Here is a 14780-nt window from a genome sequence, read left to right on the forward strand (position 1 = left end):
CAAGTCATGCCCGACGCGTCCGCGAGCGGGCGCGGACGCAATTCAGAACCATGCTAGGTGTGCCCACCGACAAGCCCTGCGACACGCTCCGTGCTGACTGATGCATCACGTTTCATCGATGCTGTCTCCACACGTCTTACCTGGGCAAAGTAACGTGACGACCATGACAACCGTCGACGACAACTACACGGGCCACGTCGAGCCGCACACCGCGGCGCAACGCACCCTCCCAGGAGCGTCGATCGTCAAGGTGTCGGTCGGCCCCATGGACAACAACGCCTATCTGGTGACGTGTTCCCAGACCGGTGAGACCTTGCTCATCGATGCGGCCAACGAGCCTGACATCCTGCTGGGACTGATCGAGGAACACGCACCCAAGCTGTCCCTGATCGTCACCAGCCATCAGCACCAGGACCATTGGCTCGCGCTCGAAGAGGTGGTGCGTTCGACGGGCGCGCCCACCGCGGCGCACCCCCTGGACGCCGAGCCACTACCGGTGTCCCCGGACATGTTGCTGACCGGTGGGGACACGCTCGACATCGGTGCGTTGCGCTTCGACGTCATCCACCTGCGCGGCCACACGCCCGGCTCGGTCGCGTTGGCGCTGAGCGGTCCGGCGACCGACGACCGCGTGCACCTGTTCACCGGCGACTGCCTGTTTCCCGGCGGCGTCGGCAAGACCTGGAAAGAAGGCGACTTCGAGCAACTGCTGGGCGATGTCACCAGCAGGGTGTTCGATGTCTTCTCAGATCAGACCGTGGTTTATCCAGGACACGGCGACGACACCACGCTCGGGACCGAACGCCCCCATCTGGGCGAATGGCGTGAGCGTGGCTGGTGACTCATTGGTGACGAGGTAATCAGGAAGGGAACATGAGTAGCGATCAGTTCAAGAAGGCGCAGAGCGGTGCGGGGTTCATCGCGGCGCTGGATCAGAGCGGCGGTAGCACGCCGAAGGCGCTGAAGCTCTACGGCATTGCCGAGGACGCGTACTCCAGCGATGCGGAGATGTTCGACCTCGTGCACGAGATGCGCACCCGCATCATCACCAGCCCGAGCTTCGACGGTGAGCGGATTCTGGGCGCGATCCTGTTCGAGGACACCATGGACCGCGAGATCGAGGGTCGCCCGACCGCGGAGTACCTGTGGGAGGTCAAGAAGGTCGTTCCGTTCCTCAAGGTCGACAAGGGACTCGCCGAGGAGAACGACGGCGCTCAGGTGATGAAGCCCATCCCGGGTCTGGACGACCTGCTGCGCCGGGCCCGTGAGAAGGGGGTCTTCGGCACCAAGATGCGGTCGGTCATCAAGGCGCCCGGTGGCGGTCTGCAAGCCGTGGTGGACCAGCAGTTCGAGGTCGGTCGCCAGATCCTCGACGCCGGCCTCGTCCCGATCATCGAACCCGAGGTCGACATCCACAGCCCGGAGAAGGGCAAGGCCGAGGAACAACTCAAGGCGGCTCTGCTCAAGGGTCTCGACAGCCTCGGTGACGATCAGGTCGTCATGCTGAAGTTGACGTTGCCCAACGAGACCAACCTGTACCGCGAACTGGTCGACCACCCGAAGGTGCTGCGGGTGGTCGCACTGTCGGGCGGCTACAGCCGCGAGGAGTCCTGCGAGAAGCTGGCCGCGAACAACGGCGTCATCGCGAGCTTCTCGCGTGCCCTGACCGAGGGGCTGACGGCCCAGCAGAGCGACGACGAGTTCAACGCGACGCTCGACTCGGCGATCTCCGCCATCGCGAAGGCGTCCAACACCTGACAGCAGAGGACCCTGGGTCGGTATCCGACCCAGGGTCCTTGCGGTTCAGCTAGACGTTCAGGACGTGTGCACGATGAGCACGTCCGACTTCGACCGCCGCGCCACGTTGGCCGGCACGGAACCCAGCAGACGGCCGGCAATGGTGCTCAGGCCGACGTTACCGACGACGAGCAGATCGGCCTTGACCTCTTCGGCCAGGTCGACCAGCGCATCGACGGGCGCACCGACCACGGCCTTCTCCTCGATGTTCTCTGCACCCGCGGCTTTCGCACGGTCACGGGCCTCGCGCAGGATCGCGTAGATGGGCGCGTTGCCCGACATCTTGTAGCCCTCGTCTTTGAGCACATCGGCAGCGCGCTGATCCTCGCCCTGTGGGAAGTAGGCCGTCGCGATGACCAGCCTCGCATTCGCGCCGGCAGCGATCTGACCCGCGCGGTCGACGGCACGTAACGACGAATCAGATCCGTCCGTCCCGACCACCACGGTTTGATAGGCGCTCATCCATATCCTCCCAGCGTCAGTTGCAAAGCCTCACGGAACATTAGCCCGCTATCGCACGGGCATGGGCGCGAATCACCACACCAAGATGCCATCGTTGCAGATGGCGATGGGTGCATTGACGGCAACATCACCCTGCACGGCCGACGTGACGACGCGTACATGCCGGTCCCCGCACCAGAGTCACCACTGTTCGCGCGCGACCGCGGATGAGCCGGGGTCTGGGGCGGCCTCGCTCTCAGGTCCGCCGGCTGACCACGCTGTGCCCTCGCACACGAGGTCGGTCGGCATGGGCAATGTGGGAGGCAGCAGAAGACCCGGAACGACGTCTCCGAGCGGCACCGCGGGCATCGGGATCACGGGTGCTGCGGCCGGCACCACCGGGACGACTGGGCCCGGCGCCGCGGTGAGCCCCGGTCCTGCCGCGGCGTGCAGCACCGGGGCCGCTTCCGGTGACACCGGCGGCGCCGGCAGCGCCTCGGGGACCACGGCAGCCGCTTCGATCACCTGGTCGGGTGGCGGTGCAATCGGATCCGGCTGAGCCACAGCAGGTTCCGCTGCCGCCGGGATTGCGGGTTCCGGAAGTGGCGCCTCGGGCGCCGGTGGTGCTGCCACGGGTTCCGCCGCCGGAGGCACCGCAACGGGCTCGGGTGCCGGAGGCACGGCAGCAGGTCCGGGCGCGGGAGGCGCCGCAACAGGCGGTGGGGGTGCCGCGACCGGCACCGGCGGCGGGGGTGCTGCGACGGGAACAGGCGGCGGGGCCGCCGCGACCGGCACCGGGACCGGGGGTGCGGCCACCACCGGCGGCGGGACGACAACAGGAACCGGCGGACCCGGCGGGACCGGCGCGGCGACGGCCGACGCGTGGGTCACCGACGCCGCCTCCGCGACAGCGGGCGCCACCACGTCGAGCGGTAACGGGCCGGGGGCCGCCATCGCGGCCACGCCGTGGACGACCTCGGCCACAGGCGCCGGCGGCACGCTGGGCGGGGTCGCCGGAACGACGCTGTCGAGCACATTCGCCGCGGCGGAAATCGCGTCCGGGACGGTGGGCGGTGGCGGTGGGTCGGCCGCCAACTGCGCGATGAGATCGAGACACGGCACACCCGGGCTGGGTTCCGCGGTGGCGGGTCGACACCAGATCAGCAGCGGCCCTGCGACACCTACGGCGAGGGCGGCAGCGGCAACACGGGAGACGTTGCGTGCCATCGGTTTTTCTATCGCTCCTTCAGCTGCCCGCCCCTGCATGAGAACCTAGCCCGTCGAGCACCGGCGCCGACCTTCCGGTTATCGAACCGATACCCCCGGGAGTCCCGCCGGTGACAGTGCCTCAGGTGTCCCGGCCGAGGACACGCCGAGCGGCGAAGGTGGCGGCTTCGTCGACCATGCCGTTGCGCGGGTAGGCGAAGTGGGCAAAGAAGTTCCGCCCTTTGGAGCAATATGGATCGCCATCGGCGCACAAGTCGATCGTCTTGTGCCCATACAGGGGGCTGATCTCGGTCAGTGGTCCCCCGCCGTAGACGTCACGCGCCGGATTGCCGAACACCGCGACGGCCGCAACGTGGTCGACCATCGACTCCGGCAACGGGACCGGAGTGAAAAACCAGACCCGCCGGTTGCCGATGAGGATCAGGTCGATCACCCCGGCGCCCTGCGACATGCCGCCCAGGACGAGTTTCGTGTCCGGACACATACCTGCCATGTACTGAACGTGCTTGTTGGCGTCCACGGCACCGGCGTTCGTGGACTTCGAGAAGTTCCAACTCGCGGGATAGTTCACGGCGTAGTAGGTGACCTTCTTGCCGAGCAGCTTCCACTTGAGACTGTTGACGAAGGCGGTGCCGACCGTGCCGAGACCGGGTCGCGAACTCGTTCCGCGGGCGAAGACCACCTCGACGTCCGGACAGGACACCGCGGCGGCGATCGGAGCCTGCACGGCCGCCAGGAAAGTCAGCACAGTCGCAAGCGCGGCAGCGCAGAGGGCGCGGCTTACCTGGTAACTGGGCACGCAAACACGCTGTCACAAGATCAGCAAATTAGCCCACTGCAGCTATACAACGGTGATTCAAGAGTTGCCGAATTGTGTTGCAACAAAGTGGTGCAATCGACGAGTTTGCGGATAATCAGTGATGCCTCAGTGTGCTCCACCGATTTCCACGCACAGGACTCCCACGGCGATCAACGCGATACCACCCACCATCCTGGCGGTCATCGCTTCCCCGAACAGCAGGCGAGATGCGACCGCGGTGAGCGCGACGCCGGCCGCCGTCCAGATGCCATAGGCGATCCCCAGTGGCATGCCATGGCGTAGCGACAAAGCCAACAGACTGAAGGCGCTGACATATCCGACCAGCACGCCAGCGTAGAACAGGCGATTGCCGGTGGCGGCGGCCCGCAGGCAGAGAGTTCCCGCGACCTCGGCAAGGATCGCCCCGATGAGCAGCACGTACGCCATCTACCGGCCCCTGTCCGGCAGCTGCACGGCGTCGGCGGCCGAATGCGATCCGGATTCGACGAGCAGCACGCCGGCGATGATGAAGACCAACCCCACTCCCGTCCAAGCGGTGAACGCCTCGTCGAAGACGACAGTCGACAGCCCTGCCGTCAGCGCCACCCCGCTTGCTCCCCAGATGCCGTAAGCCACGGCCAGACCCATGCCCCGCCTGAGGACCGACGCCAGAAGAAGGAACGAGGACAGGTAGCCGACGACCACGACCACATAGAACGCCGGCACGGTCTGCGCACCTTTCAGCGACAGAGTGGCCGCGACTTCACTGACGATCGCCAGCGCGAGGTAGACCCAAGTCATCGACATCCTCGGTGAGACTGGTGGGCGCGCGGGGCTCCGCGCGGCACGGCCACAGGGACGTCGAACATACCGCGGACTACCCCTGCCGGATTGCCGGCGACGTGCAGTTGTACGTTGCCAGCAAACCTGTCGGCCTTCGCTGTCGGCGGTCGGAAACCGCTGCCGCTCCGCGGATTAGCCCCGATCCCACCAGGACAGCGACGACGTGCCATAACCTGGGTCGGGTGGGGAGTGCGGTCGAACGTTTCCTGTACGGGGTCAGCACCGGAAGCGGGCCGTTTGCTGGTCGCGAGCTGCGATCGGCGTCGAGGGTGGCCGGAAGACCGCTCGACCGGGTGATGTGGTTCGAAGAGTTCACGGCAGCCCCGCCGGTACGCGCCATCGCTGCGGTGACCGCGATGGGAGCGGTGCCGGTGGTGACGTGGGAACCCTGGCGTTGGGACCGACGACCGTCACCGACCATGGCGATGCTGTCCGCGGGCCTGTTCGATGACCACGTGCGACGGTGGGCGCGTGCGTTGGGCGCCACCGGGTCGGAAGTGCACCTTCGGTTCGGACACGAGTTCAACGGTCACTGGTACCCATGGAGCGTTCCCGGCGGCACCACAGCTGCCCGCTTTGTCGACGTATGGCGGCGGATCCACCGCATCTTCGAGCAGGAGGACGCGCACAACGTCCGCTGGGTGTGGTCGGCGAACGCCGGCCTCGACTCGCGCGCACCACTGGAGCAGTGGTTTCCCGGCTCCGACCATGTCGACGTGCTCGGCATCGACGGATACAACTGGGGCACCAGCCAGCCGTGGAGCAGCTGGATCGAACCCGATGAGCTGTTCGCCGCCACCGTCGCCGAACTGCAGTCCCTCGTCGGCGACAAGCCGATGACGATCAGTGAGGTGGGGTGCGCCGAGGCGGGGGGAAGCAAGCCCGAATGGATCCACGCGCTGATTGCCTATCTGTGCGGCGAGACGACGGCCGACGGACTTGTGTGGTTCGATCACCATAAGGAAACCGATTGGCGTACAACAAGTTCGAAGAAGGCAGCCGAGGCCATGGGATCCGCGCTGAGGAGCGCGCAACGGCAGATGCCCACCCCTGCGGGACGGTCGGCGTGAACACCCGCCCGCTGATGCCGCCGTGCATCGTCCCCGACGAACTGGAAGAACAACGGCTGCGCTCCCTCGACCAGTTACACATGCTCGGCACTCCCCCGGAGGAACGCTTCGCCCAGATCACCCGGATGGCACGTTGCGTCTTCGAGGTGCCGATGGCGGCCGTGTCCCTTCTGGACCGAAACCGCCAGTGGTTCAAACAGACCGACGGTCTGGATCTCGACGGAAGCGTGCCGCGGGAGCAGACGGTCTGCCAGGCCACCATCGTGCGAGGTTACGAGCATCCCGAGGACCCCGCGTTGATCCTGGAGGACACCTGGGAGTCCGCGTTCTGCGAACTGCCCGCGATCAGCGGTGAAGGCGGGATCAGGTTCTACGCCGGCTACCCGTTGTTCGGCCCGGGCGGCCACCCCGTCGGCACCTTCTGCATCTACGACACCCAGCCCCGCAAGCTCAGCGCAGCTCAGCGGGAGACATTCGTCGAGCTGGCCGCCTGGGCGCAGCGGGAACTGCAGAGTTCCGACGACTTGGCACGCGCGGCAACCGTTCAGCGCCAACTGCTTCCACCCGCACTCGGAGATCTTCCGGGCTACCGGGTCTGCGCGTTGTGCCTACCCGCCTTCGCGGTGGGCGGCGACTTCTACGACCACTACCCCGTCCACGACGGCATGATCTTCACCGTCGCCGACGTCATGGGCAAGGGACTCGGCGCCGCCATCCTCACGGCCACCGTACGGTCGGCACTGCGCGGAGCGACCCGTGCGGTCGACCGGGCCCGTACCGGCGATCTCGCAGAAGCAGTCAACACGACCTACGTCCAAATTTGCGACGACCTGGACAGCACGCAGAGCTTCGTGACCCTGTTCCACCTCAAGCTGCGCACCGATGACGGGACCGTGACCTACGTCGACGCGGGCCACGGCCTCGCGGCGGTGGTGCGCCACGATGGCCGGGTGCAACCGCTCAACAGCGACGGCCTTCCGCTGGGAGTTCTCGTCGATGACCGGTGGACGATCCGCGAGGTGAGCCTCGAACCCGGCGACATGCTGGTCGTGGCATCCGACGGGATGCTCGATCTGGTGGGCGACGACATTCCTGCGACATTGAGTTTCCTGGCCCGGTATCGCGACCCGGCGGAAATGTGCGCACAGGCTCGTCGACTTCAGGACCGCCAGGCTCCGCTCGACGACGTCACCCTGGTCGCCATCCGCCGAGAAGCGGTGCCGTGAGACACCGTGCGCCGCAGAACGCTGTCGGCCGGTACCCGTCCCCGTGGCTGCGCCTGTTGATCCTGACCACCGCCATCCTCGGGGTGAACTACATCGTGTGGCGGTGGCTGGCCTCGATGAACTGGGCCGCCTGGTGGATTGCCGTGCCGTTGGTGATCGCCGAGACCTACAGCGTCATCGACTCACTTCTGTTCGGGCTCACGATGTGGCGGCTGCTGCGACGCAACCCGCCGCCCCCACCCCCCGACGGCGCGACCGTCGACGTGTTCATCACGACGTACAACGAGCCCATCGAGATGGTGATGGAGACCGCCCGCGCCGCCGTCGCCATCACCTATCCGCACCAGACGTGGATCCTCGACGACGGCGACCGTGCGGATCTGGCAGCGGCGGCCGCCGCGCACGGCATCGGGTACGTCACCCGGTCTGTCTCCTGGGCCGACAAGCCGCGCCACGCCAAGGCCGGCAACCTGAACAACGCGTTGTTCGAGACCCAAGGCGAGTACATCCTCGTTCTCGACGCCGATCAGGTCCCCGAACCGGAGATCCTCGACAACACCCTGGGCTACTTCCGCGACCCGGAGATGGCGTTGGTCAGACACCGCAGTACTTCCACAACGTGCCTTTCAGCGACCCGTTGGGCAGTCAAGCCCCGTTGTTCTACGGGCCGATCCAGCAGGGCAAGGACGGTTGGAACGCGGCGTACTTCTGCGGGTCGAACGCAGTGCTGCGTCGAGAAGCGTTGATGCAAGTCGGGATCCGAGGATACGTGCACGCGGTGGAGGAGGGCGTGCGTCGGACGCTGTATGCCGCGAGAAAAATCCTCAAGCGCACCCGGTCCCAGTTGCCGGCCGACCAGCCACAGGTGCGTGCGGCCGTGGAGAGTGTGCAGAACGCCGTGCGGGAGGCGCGCGCCCAGCTGCGGGACAACCGACCACTGGCCGACATCACCTACGACTTCCAACGCGCCGTCGACGATGCGGCCAGGACCATCGTCGACGCCGACATCACCTCGATGCGCGCCGATCTGGAGGTCATCGCCGCGCTGCAGCAGGATTCCCACGCGGCGTCGTCGACGGTGCTCTTCGACGACGAGGCACTCGAATCCTTGACCCTGCGCGAGTGGTCCCCGCTCGGGGCGATCGAATCGATCAGCGCGATGGTCCGTGCCATCGATGTCGGACGCGACGACGAGGCGCAGCCGATGTTGCCGATGGCCACCATCTCGGTCACCGAGGACATGGCGACATGTATGCGCCTGCACGCGCAAGGATGGAAGTCGGCGTACCACCACGAGATCCTCGCGCGCGGTCTGGCGCCCGACGACGTGCGGACCATGCTGACCCAGAGACTGCGGTGGGCGCAGGGCACCATCCAGGTGATGCTGCGCGAAAACCCGTTGGTGCAGAAGGGTTTGAGCATCGGTCAGCGACTCATGTACTGGGCCACGATGTGGAGCTATCTGGCCGGCTTCGCAGCACTGGCGTACATCGCCGCGCCGGCGATCTACCTGATCTTCGGCATCATGCCGGTTCAGGCCTACAGCTGGGACTTCTTCGGCCGCCTCATTCCGTTCCTGGTGCTCAACCAGTTGATGTTCATCATCATCAGCCGCGGCACCCCGACCTGGCGCGGCCAGCAGTACAGTCTCGCACTGTTTCCTGTGTGGATCCGCGCGTGCGTGACCGCCTTCATGAACGTGTTCTTCGATCGGCCACTGGGTTTCGCGGTGACGCCCAAGACCAAACAGGACGCCGGAGCCATTCCCTGGCACTTGGTCAGATGGCAACTGTTGGCGATCGCGCTGCTGGCGGTCGCGTCGGTGATCGGAATCGTGCAGCTCTATTTCGGTGCCATCTCGGTGCTCGGAGTCGGGGTGAACCTGTTCTGGGTGCTGTTCGACGTCGTGATACTCAGTGTGGTGTTCCAGGCCGTCCGGTACCGCGGACACGAAACGGAGGAGAACTGATGGGGCAGTATGAAACCCGCACGCTGACCAATGGTGCTGTGGTGGTCTGCGCCGACGGTCGACTCAACATGGTCGCCGCACCGGAGCTACGCAAACAGTTGCACACCCTGGTCGACGGCGGCCAAAGCCGGCTGGTGGTCGATCTCAGCAAAACCGAGTTGATCGACTCGTCCGGCTTGGGTGCGCTGATCTCGGGCCTCAAAGTGGCTCGGCAGGCCGGCGGGGACCTACGGATCGCCGCCCCCACCCGCCAGGTCACGACGGTGCTCGAGCTGACCAATCTGAACAGGGTTCTCACCGTCCACCCGTCGCCGGAGACTGCGTTCGATGACCGGGCCTGAGGAACATCGGGTGCTCGAAACAGTCACCGGCGAGGACACTCTGGAACGGATTCAGCAGGTTCTCGACGAGGTGTGGGCAGCTCATGACATCTCCGACACGGTCCGGATGCACATCGAACTCGCGGCAAGCGAGATCGGCGCGAACATCATTGAGCATTCGGCCGACGGGAAGTCGGTGTGCCTGCAGATGGAGGTCACCGTCCTGCCCGAGGAGGTGCGCCTGACCTTCACCGACGACGGTCACCCCGCGCCCGTGGACCTGTCGTCGGTCTCGATGCCCGACGAGAACGCCGAACGCGGACGCGGACTGGCGATCGCCCACCGGATTCTCGACGAGCTCTCCTACCGTCGTGACCGGGCCGGCAACCACTGGACCCTGGTGCGACGGCGCGACACCTGAGCTCCGCTGCGAGCGAGTGACGGGATTCGAACCCGTGTAAACGGCTTTGCAGGCCGGTGCCTAGCCACTCAGCCACACCCGCAGTGCTGTCCAAGCTGCCAGAACATGCTGGTGCCGAACAGGTTTGCGATCACGCTGAGTTCAAGTCAACTCACTTCACGCCGGCGGCGTCCATGCCGCGCAATTCCTTCTTCAGGTCGGCGATCTCGTCACGGATGCGGGCGGCGAGCTCGAACTGCAGGTCCCGAGCGGCGGTCATCATCTGATCGGTCATCTGCTTGATCAGATCTGCCAGCTCGGCCCGCGGCATGTTCGACGTGTCGCGACCCTCCACGATGCCCGCCGTCGCCGCGCGTCCGGCCTCACCCGGAGCGCGACGGCCACGGGAGGCGTTGCGTCCCGAGCCGCCGACCTCGACGACCTCGGTGTCGTCGGCCTCGCGGTACACCTGGTCGAGGATGTCGGCGATCTTCTTGCGCAACGGCTTCGGGTCGATGCCGTGCTCCTTGTTGTAGGCGATCTGCTTGGCACGCCGACGTTCGGTCTCGTCGATGGCCTGCTTCATCGAATCGGTCATGGTGTCGGCGTACATGTGCACCTCGCCGGAGACGTTGCGCGCGGCACGCCCGATCGTCTGGATCAGGCTGCGCGGCGACCGCAGGAACCCTTCCTTGTCGGCGTCGAGGATCGCCACCAGCGACACTTCGGGCAGGTCCAGGCCCTCGCGCAGCAGGTTGATCCCGACCAGCACGTCGTACTCCCCCAGCCGCAGCTGGCGGAGCAACTCCACGCGGCGCAGGGTGTCGACCTCGGAGTGCAGGTACCGCACCCGGATCCCCATCTCCAGCAGGTAGTCGGTGAGGTCCTCGGCCATCTTCTTGGTCAGCGTCGTCACCAACACCCGCTCGTCGCGCTCGGTGCGCTTGCGGATCTCGCCGATCAGGTCGTCGATCTGGCCCTTGGTGGGCTTGACGACGACCTGGGGATCGACCAGACCGGTGGGTCGGATGACCTGCTCGACGAACTCGCCGCCGGTCTGGCTGAGCTCGTACGGTCCCGGCGTGGCCGACAGGTACACCGTCTGCCCGATCCGGTCGGCGAACTCCTCCCATGTGAGGGGTCGGTTGTCCACCGCCGACGGCAGCCGGAAACCGAAGTCGACGAGGTTGCGTTTCCGCGAGATGTCGCCTTCGTACATGCCGCCGATCTGCGGCACCGTGACGTGTGACTCGTCGATGACCAGCAGGAAGTCTTCCGGGAAGTAGTCGATCAAAGTGGCCGGCGCGGTGCCCGGACCGCGACCGTCGATGTGCCGCGAGTAGTTCTCGATGCCCGAACAGAAGCCGACCTGGCGCATCATCTCGATGTCGTAGTTGGTGCGCATGCGCAACCGCTGCGCCTCGAGCAGCTTGCCCTGCCCCTCCAGTTCGGCGAGCCGTTCCTCGAGTTCCTTCTCGATGCTCTCGATGGCCTGCGCCATCCGTTCCGGTCCGGCGACGTAGTGCGTGGCCGGGAAGATCCGCAGCGAGTCGACCTTGCGGATGGTGTCGCCGGTCAACGGATGCAGGTAGTAGAGCTCCTCGATCTCGTCGCCGAAGAACTCGATGCGCACCGCGAGCTCCTCGTAGGACGGGATGATCTCGACGGTGTCGCCACGGACCCGGAACGTTCCGCGCGTGAAGGACATGTCGTTGCGCGTGTACTGCACGTCGACCAGCAGCCGCAGCAGGGCGTCGCGCGGGACCTCGTCACCGACCTGGAGCTCCACCGAGCGGTCGAGGTAGGACTGGGGCGTGCCGAGACCGTAGATGCACGACACCGACGCCACCACCACGACGTCGCGGCGGGACAGCAGGTTCGACGTCGCGGAGTGCCGCAGCCGCTCCACGTCGTCGTTGATCGAGCTGTCCTTCTCGATGTAGGTGTCGGTCTGCGCGATGTACGCCTCAGGTTGGTAGTAGTCGTAGTACGACACGAAGTACTCGACGGCGTTGTGGGGCAGCATCTCTCGTAGCTCGTTGGCGAGCTGCGCGGCCAGTGTCTTGTTCGGCGCCATCACCAGCGTGGGGCGTTGGAGCCGCTCGATCAGCCACGCGGTGGTGGCCGACTTTCCGGTGCCGGTGGCGCCCAGCAGCACGACGTCCTTCTCCCCGGCGCGGATGCGGCGTTCGAGTTCATCGATCGCGGCGGGCTGATCACCGGCGGGCTGGTATTCGCTGACCACTTCGAAGCGTTTGCCGGAGCGCACGATCTCGTCCACCGGGCGGTACTCCGAGTGCGCGAGCACAGGGTGTTCGGTCGCAAAAGCCATTTCACCAGGGTAGAACTTGCCACCGACATGTTCTGTTCCCCGAGCGCAGAGCCTTATCGTGGACCGTATCCACCCACCCAAGCACGAGATCTTCGACCTCTCGGCCTGCACGAACACCGACCCGAAGGGCATCGTACGGGCCGTCGACGTGTACACCGTGCAGCCGTGGGGCCTCTACATGGCCCGCCCGACACCCGGTCGCGCCCAGTTCCACTACCTGGAGTCGTGGTTGCTGCCGACGCTGGGGTTGCGCGTGACGGTGTTCCACTTCAACCCGGGCTACGAGAGGGACCAGGACTTCTACCTCGACGTCGGTGACTACCGGCCCGGCCCGACCTGCTGGCACGGCCACGACCACTACCTCGACCTGGTGCTCCGGAATGGCGAGTCCGTGCAGCTCACCGACGTCGACGAACTCCTCGACGCGCTTCGGGAGGGGTTGATCGATCCCACCACCGCCGAGCGCGCCATCCGCACCGCCGCCACCACCGTCGAGGCTCTCGCCTCGCACGGTTACCGGCTGGATGAGTGGTTGAACGGGATCGGGATGATCTTGACGTGGCGCACAGCCTAGACTTCAGCCTGTGAGTGCGAGGAGACGGACGCGTACCGCGGGTGCGATCGTCGTCGCCGCGGCACTGCCCCTGGCGACGTTGCTGACGGCAGGCAGCGCGGCGGCGCAACCCACGACGGAGCCCGAGCTGGAGACCTCCGCCCCGGAGGTGCTGCACAACATCACCTACCGGGCCCGGGTCGACGGGGTGTCGCGCGGCGCGACAATCTCCTACGAAGCCGAAGGCGACAAGATCCAGATCGCGAATCCGACCATGGTGCCGGGACGGGTTTTCGAGGCGAACACCGTCCTGCCGGCCTCCGAGGTCGCGAACGTCCGGGTCTCGATCGACTGGCCGTACTCGGCGAATCTGCACTGCGAGATCCTGGTCGACGACCAGTTGGTCGCCCAGGCGGACGACTTCATCGCTCCCCGGGTGCTGCCTCAGCGCGACGACCCCGACTACGGTGCGTTGACCTGCGAGGCGCCGGTCAGCGGCATCGTCAACGCCGTCCCAGGAGAGCTCCCGGGCGAGCCCGCCCCGGGCGAGCCGGTTCCTGGCGAGCCGGTTCCTGGCGAGCCCGTCCCGCCACCGCCGCTCACCTAGCTCGGCGACCAGCCGGTGGCCTCCGCCCACTGCCATGCCCTGCGGTAGGCATCGGCGAACCACGGCTCCTTCGCCTCCACGTACTCGCCGACCGTGGCGTGGTTCTGCTCGGAGACCCTCCTCTTGAGCGACGAGTACTCGTCGCGGGCCGCCGGATCGGCGGCCAACCAGTCGACGAACAGCAGCGCGAACCGCTGACCGGGCCAGCCGTCGACCCGGACGTGCACATTGGTGGGTCGGCCGGGATCCGCCGAACAGTAGAGCCGCTTCTGCCACCGCGGGTCGTCACCGTGTGCGACGTCCGCGGTGACCGAGGTCCGGACGTAGCCGGCACCATGCAGTGGCTCGGCGAGATCGTCGGCGACGTCCAATGACTCGACGGTCACCTGGATGTCGATGACGTCTTTGGCGTCGAGACCGGGAACGGCCGTCGACCCGATGTGGTCGACGCGCTGAGCGCGATGTCCGCACGAGGTCCGCAGCCGGGCCACGATGCGCTCGCCCTGCGCGACCCAGTCCGGGTTCGACGGCACGACCTCGGGTTTCCCCGTCGCCGCGTGCCCCGCTTCGAGATTTCGCGCGAACGGCTCAATGCGGTTCTGCCACAACGCTCGAGCCTTCTCGGCGAGATCGGCTGCGGAGCCGGAGTTGTCCAGCCAGACATCGGCGACGGCGCGACGTTGCTCCTCGGTGGCCTGCGCCGCGATACGGGCGCGGGCATCCTCTTCGCTGAAGTTGCGGTGCTCGATCAACCGGTGCACCCGCACCTCTTCGTCGGCGTGCACGATGATCACCAACGGGAACATCGAGGCCATCTGCGATTCCACGAGCAGCGGGATGTCCTCGATGATCACCGCGTCGTCGGCGGCGCTCGCGATCAACTCGGCGCGGCGCTTGCCCACCAGCGGATGGACGATGCTGTTGAGCGTGGCCCGCTTCTCGTCGTCGCTGAACGCGATCGCGGCCAGCGCCGGGCGGTTCAACGCGCCGTCGGGTTGCAGGATCTCCCTGCCGAACGCGTCGACCAACTGCGCGAGGCCTTGGGTCCCCGGCTCGACCACCTCGCGGGCGATCACGTCGCCGTCGACGACGATGCCCCCGAATTCGCTGAACGTCCTCGACACCGTTGACTTGCCGGCGCCGATCCCGCCGGACAATCCGATTCGCAGCACCGCACCAGTCTGTCAGGGCCCGGA

At 66.5% G+C, this 14780-nt stretch carries 15 protein-coding genes, 1 tRNA gene and 1 pseudogene; 9 read left to right on the forward strand and 8 right to left on the reverse strand.

Translation table 11 applies throughout. The annotated features are described in order from the left end of the window. Positions 1-163: 163 nt before the first annotated feature. Both ACAG25_RS06190 and ACAG25_RS06195 read left to right on the forward strand, forming a co-directional pair. Complete coding sequence (locus ACAG25_RS06190; protein ID WP_370487457.1) at positions 164-841, forward strand: MBL fold metallo-hydrolase; 678 nt, start codon at positions 164-166, stop codon at positions 839-841. A gap of 32 nt (positions 842-873) precedes the next feature. Continuing rightward, positions 874-1758 carry a fructose bisphosphate aldolase gene (locus tag ACAG25_RS06195; protein ID WP_370487458.1) on the forward strand — a complete coding sequence of 295 codons (885 nt, stop codon included), beginning with the start codon at positions 874-876 and terminating at the stop codon, positions 1756-1758. Between the two features lie 57 nt (positions 1759-1815). Here the strand turns inward: ACAG25_RS06195 and ACAG25_RS06200 are convergent, their stop codons facing one another. The 5 genes from ACAG25_RS06200 to ACAG25_RS06220 all read right to left on the reverse strand — a co-directional run bounded on the left by ACAG25_RS06200 (position 1816) and on the right by ACAG25_RS06220 (position 5065). Then, the gene (locus tag ACAG25_RS06200; RefSeq protein WP_370487459.1) at positions 1816-2259 is read right to left on the reverse strand and encodes a universal stress protein; all 444 of its coding nucleotides are present in this window, start codon (positions 2257-2259) and stop codon (positions 1816-1818) included. 180 nt (positions 2260-2439) lie between these two features. Next, positions 2440-3465 carry a hypothetical protein gene (locus ACAG25_RS06205; RefSeq protein WP_370487460.1) on the reverse strand — a complete coding sequence of 342 codons (1026 nt, stop codon included), beginning with the start codon at positions 3463-3465 and terminating at the stop codon, positions 2440-2442. 121 nt (positions 3466-3586) lie between these two features. Beyond that, positions 3587-4213, reverse strand: coding sequence for a cutinase family protein (locus ACAG25_RS06210; RefSeq protein ID WP_370487461.1), 627 nt, complete (start codon positions 4211-4213; stop codon positions 3587-3589). 177 nt (positions 4214-4390) lie between these two features. Further along, positions 4391-4711 (reverse strand): multidrug efflux SMR transporter, encoded by a 321-nt coding sequence (locus tag ACAG25_RS06215; protein ID WP_370487462.1) that lies wholly within the window; start codon positions 4709-4711, stop codon positions 4391-4393. Then, positions 4712-5065, reverse strand: a complete 354-nt coding sequence (locus tag ACAG25_RS06220; RefSeq protein WP_370487463.1) for a multidrug efflux SMR transporter — start codon at positions 5063-5065, stop codon at positions 4712-4714. Positions 5066-5376: 311 nt separating this feature from the next. Between ACAG25_RS06220 and ACAG25_RS06225 the strand changes: the two genes are divergently transcribed. The 5 genes and pseudogenes from ACAG25_RS06225 (at position 5377) to ACAG25_RS06245 (ending at position 10113) form a co-directional block, all read left to right on the forward strand. Then, positions 5377-6177 carry a glycoside hydrolase family 26 protein gene (locus ACAG25_RS06225; RefSeq protein WP_370487464.1) on the forward strand — a complete coding sequence of 267 codons (801 nt, stop codon included), beginning with the start codon at positions 5377-5379 and terminating at the stop codon, positions 6175-6177. A 14-nt stretch (positions 6178-6191) separates the two neighbouring features. After that, positions 6192-7403, forward strand: coding sequence for a SpoIIE family protein phosphatase (locus ACAG25_RS06230; protein ID WP_370487748.1), 1212 nt, complete (start codon positions 6192-6194; stop codon positions 7401-7403). Next, positions 7400-9372, forward strand: a pseudogene (locus ACAG25_RS06235) (glycosyltransferase). Before ACAG25_RS06230 ends, ACAG25_RS06235 begins: the two are co-directional and overlap by 4 nt. Beyond that, positions 9372-9713 (forward strand): STAS domain-containing protein, encoded by a 342-nt coding sequence (locus tag ACAG25_RS06240; RefSeq protein ID WP_370487465.1) that lies wholly within the window; start codon positions 9372-9374, stop codon positions 9711-9713. The pseudogene ACAG25_RS06235 and the gene ACAG25_RS06240 overlap by 1 nt, the downstream one beginning before the upstream one ends. Next, entirely contained in the window at positions 9700-10113 is a 414-nt protein-coding gene (locus tag ACAG25_RS06245; protein ID WP_370487466.1) for an ATP-binding protein, read from the forward strand. The genes ACAG25_RS06240 and ACAG25_RS06245 overlap by 14 nt, the downstream gene beginning before the upstream one ends. 11 nt (positions 10114-10124) lie before the next feature. Here ACAG25_RS06245 and ACAG25_RS06250 read toward each other — a convergent pair. Next, positions 10125-10195 (reverse strand) — tRNA-Cys (locus ACAG25_RS06250). Positions 10196-10264: 69 nt separating this feature from the next. After that, positions 10265-12424 carry an excinuclease ABC subunit UvrB gene (uvrB, locus tag ACAG25_RS06255; protein WP_370487467.1) on the reverse strand — a complete coding sequence of 720 codons (2160 nt, stop codon included), beginning with the start codon at positions 12422-12424 and terminating at the stop codon, positions 10265-10267. Between the two features lie 67 nt (positions 12425-12491). Here uvrB and ACAG25_RS06260 point away from each other — a divergent pair, with 67 nt between their 5' ends. Both ACAG25_RS06260 and ACAG25_RS06265 read left to right on the forward strand, forming a co-directional pair. Beyond that, positions 12492-12998, forward strand: a complete 507-nt coding sequence (locus ACAG25_RS06260) for a DUF402 domain-containing protein (protein WP_370487749.1) — start codon at positions 12492-12494, stop codon at positions 12996-12998. Positions 12999-13008: 10 nt separating this feature from the next. Further along, the gene (locus tag ACAG25_RS06265) at positions 13009-13584 is read left to right on the forward strand and encodes a hypothetical protein (protein ID WP_370487468.1); all 576 of its coding nucleotides are present in this window, start codon (positions 13009-13011) and stop codon (positions 13582-13584) included. Here the strand turns inward: ACAG25_RS06265 and coaE are convergent. Continuing rightward, a complete protein-coding gene (coaE, locus tag ACAG25_RS06270) occupies positions 13581-14756 on the reverse strand; it encodes a dephospho-CoA kinase (RefSeq protein ID WP_370487470.1) in 1176 nt (391 codons plus the stop codon). The two genes, ACAG25_RS06265 and coaE, sit on opposite strands and share 4 nt — an antisense overlap. Between the last annotated feature and the right edge of the window lie 24 nt (positions 14757-14780).

This window comes from Mycobacterium sp. pV006 (genome assembly GCF_041287115.1).
Taxonomy (GTDB): domain Bacteria; phylum Actinomycetota; class Actinomycetes; order Mycobacteriales; family Mycobacteriaceae; genus Mycobacterium.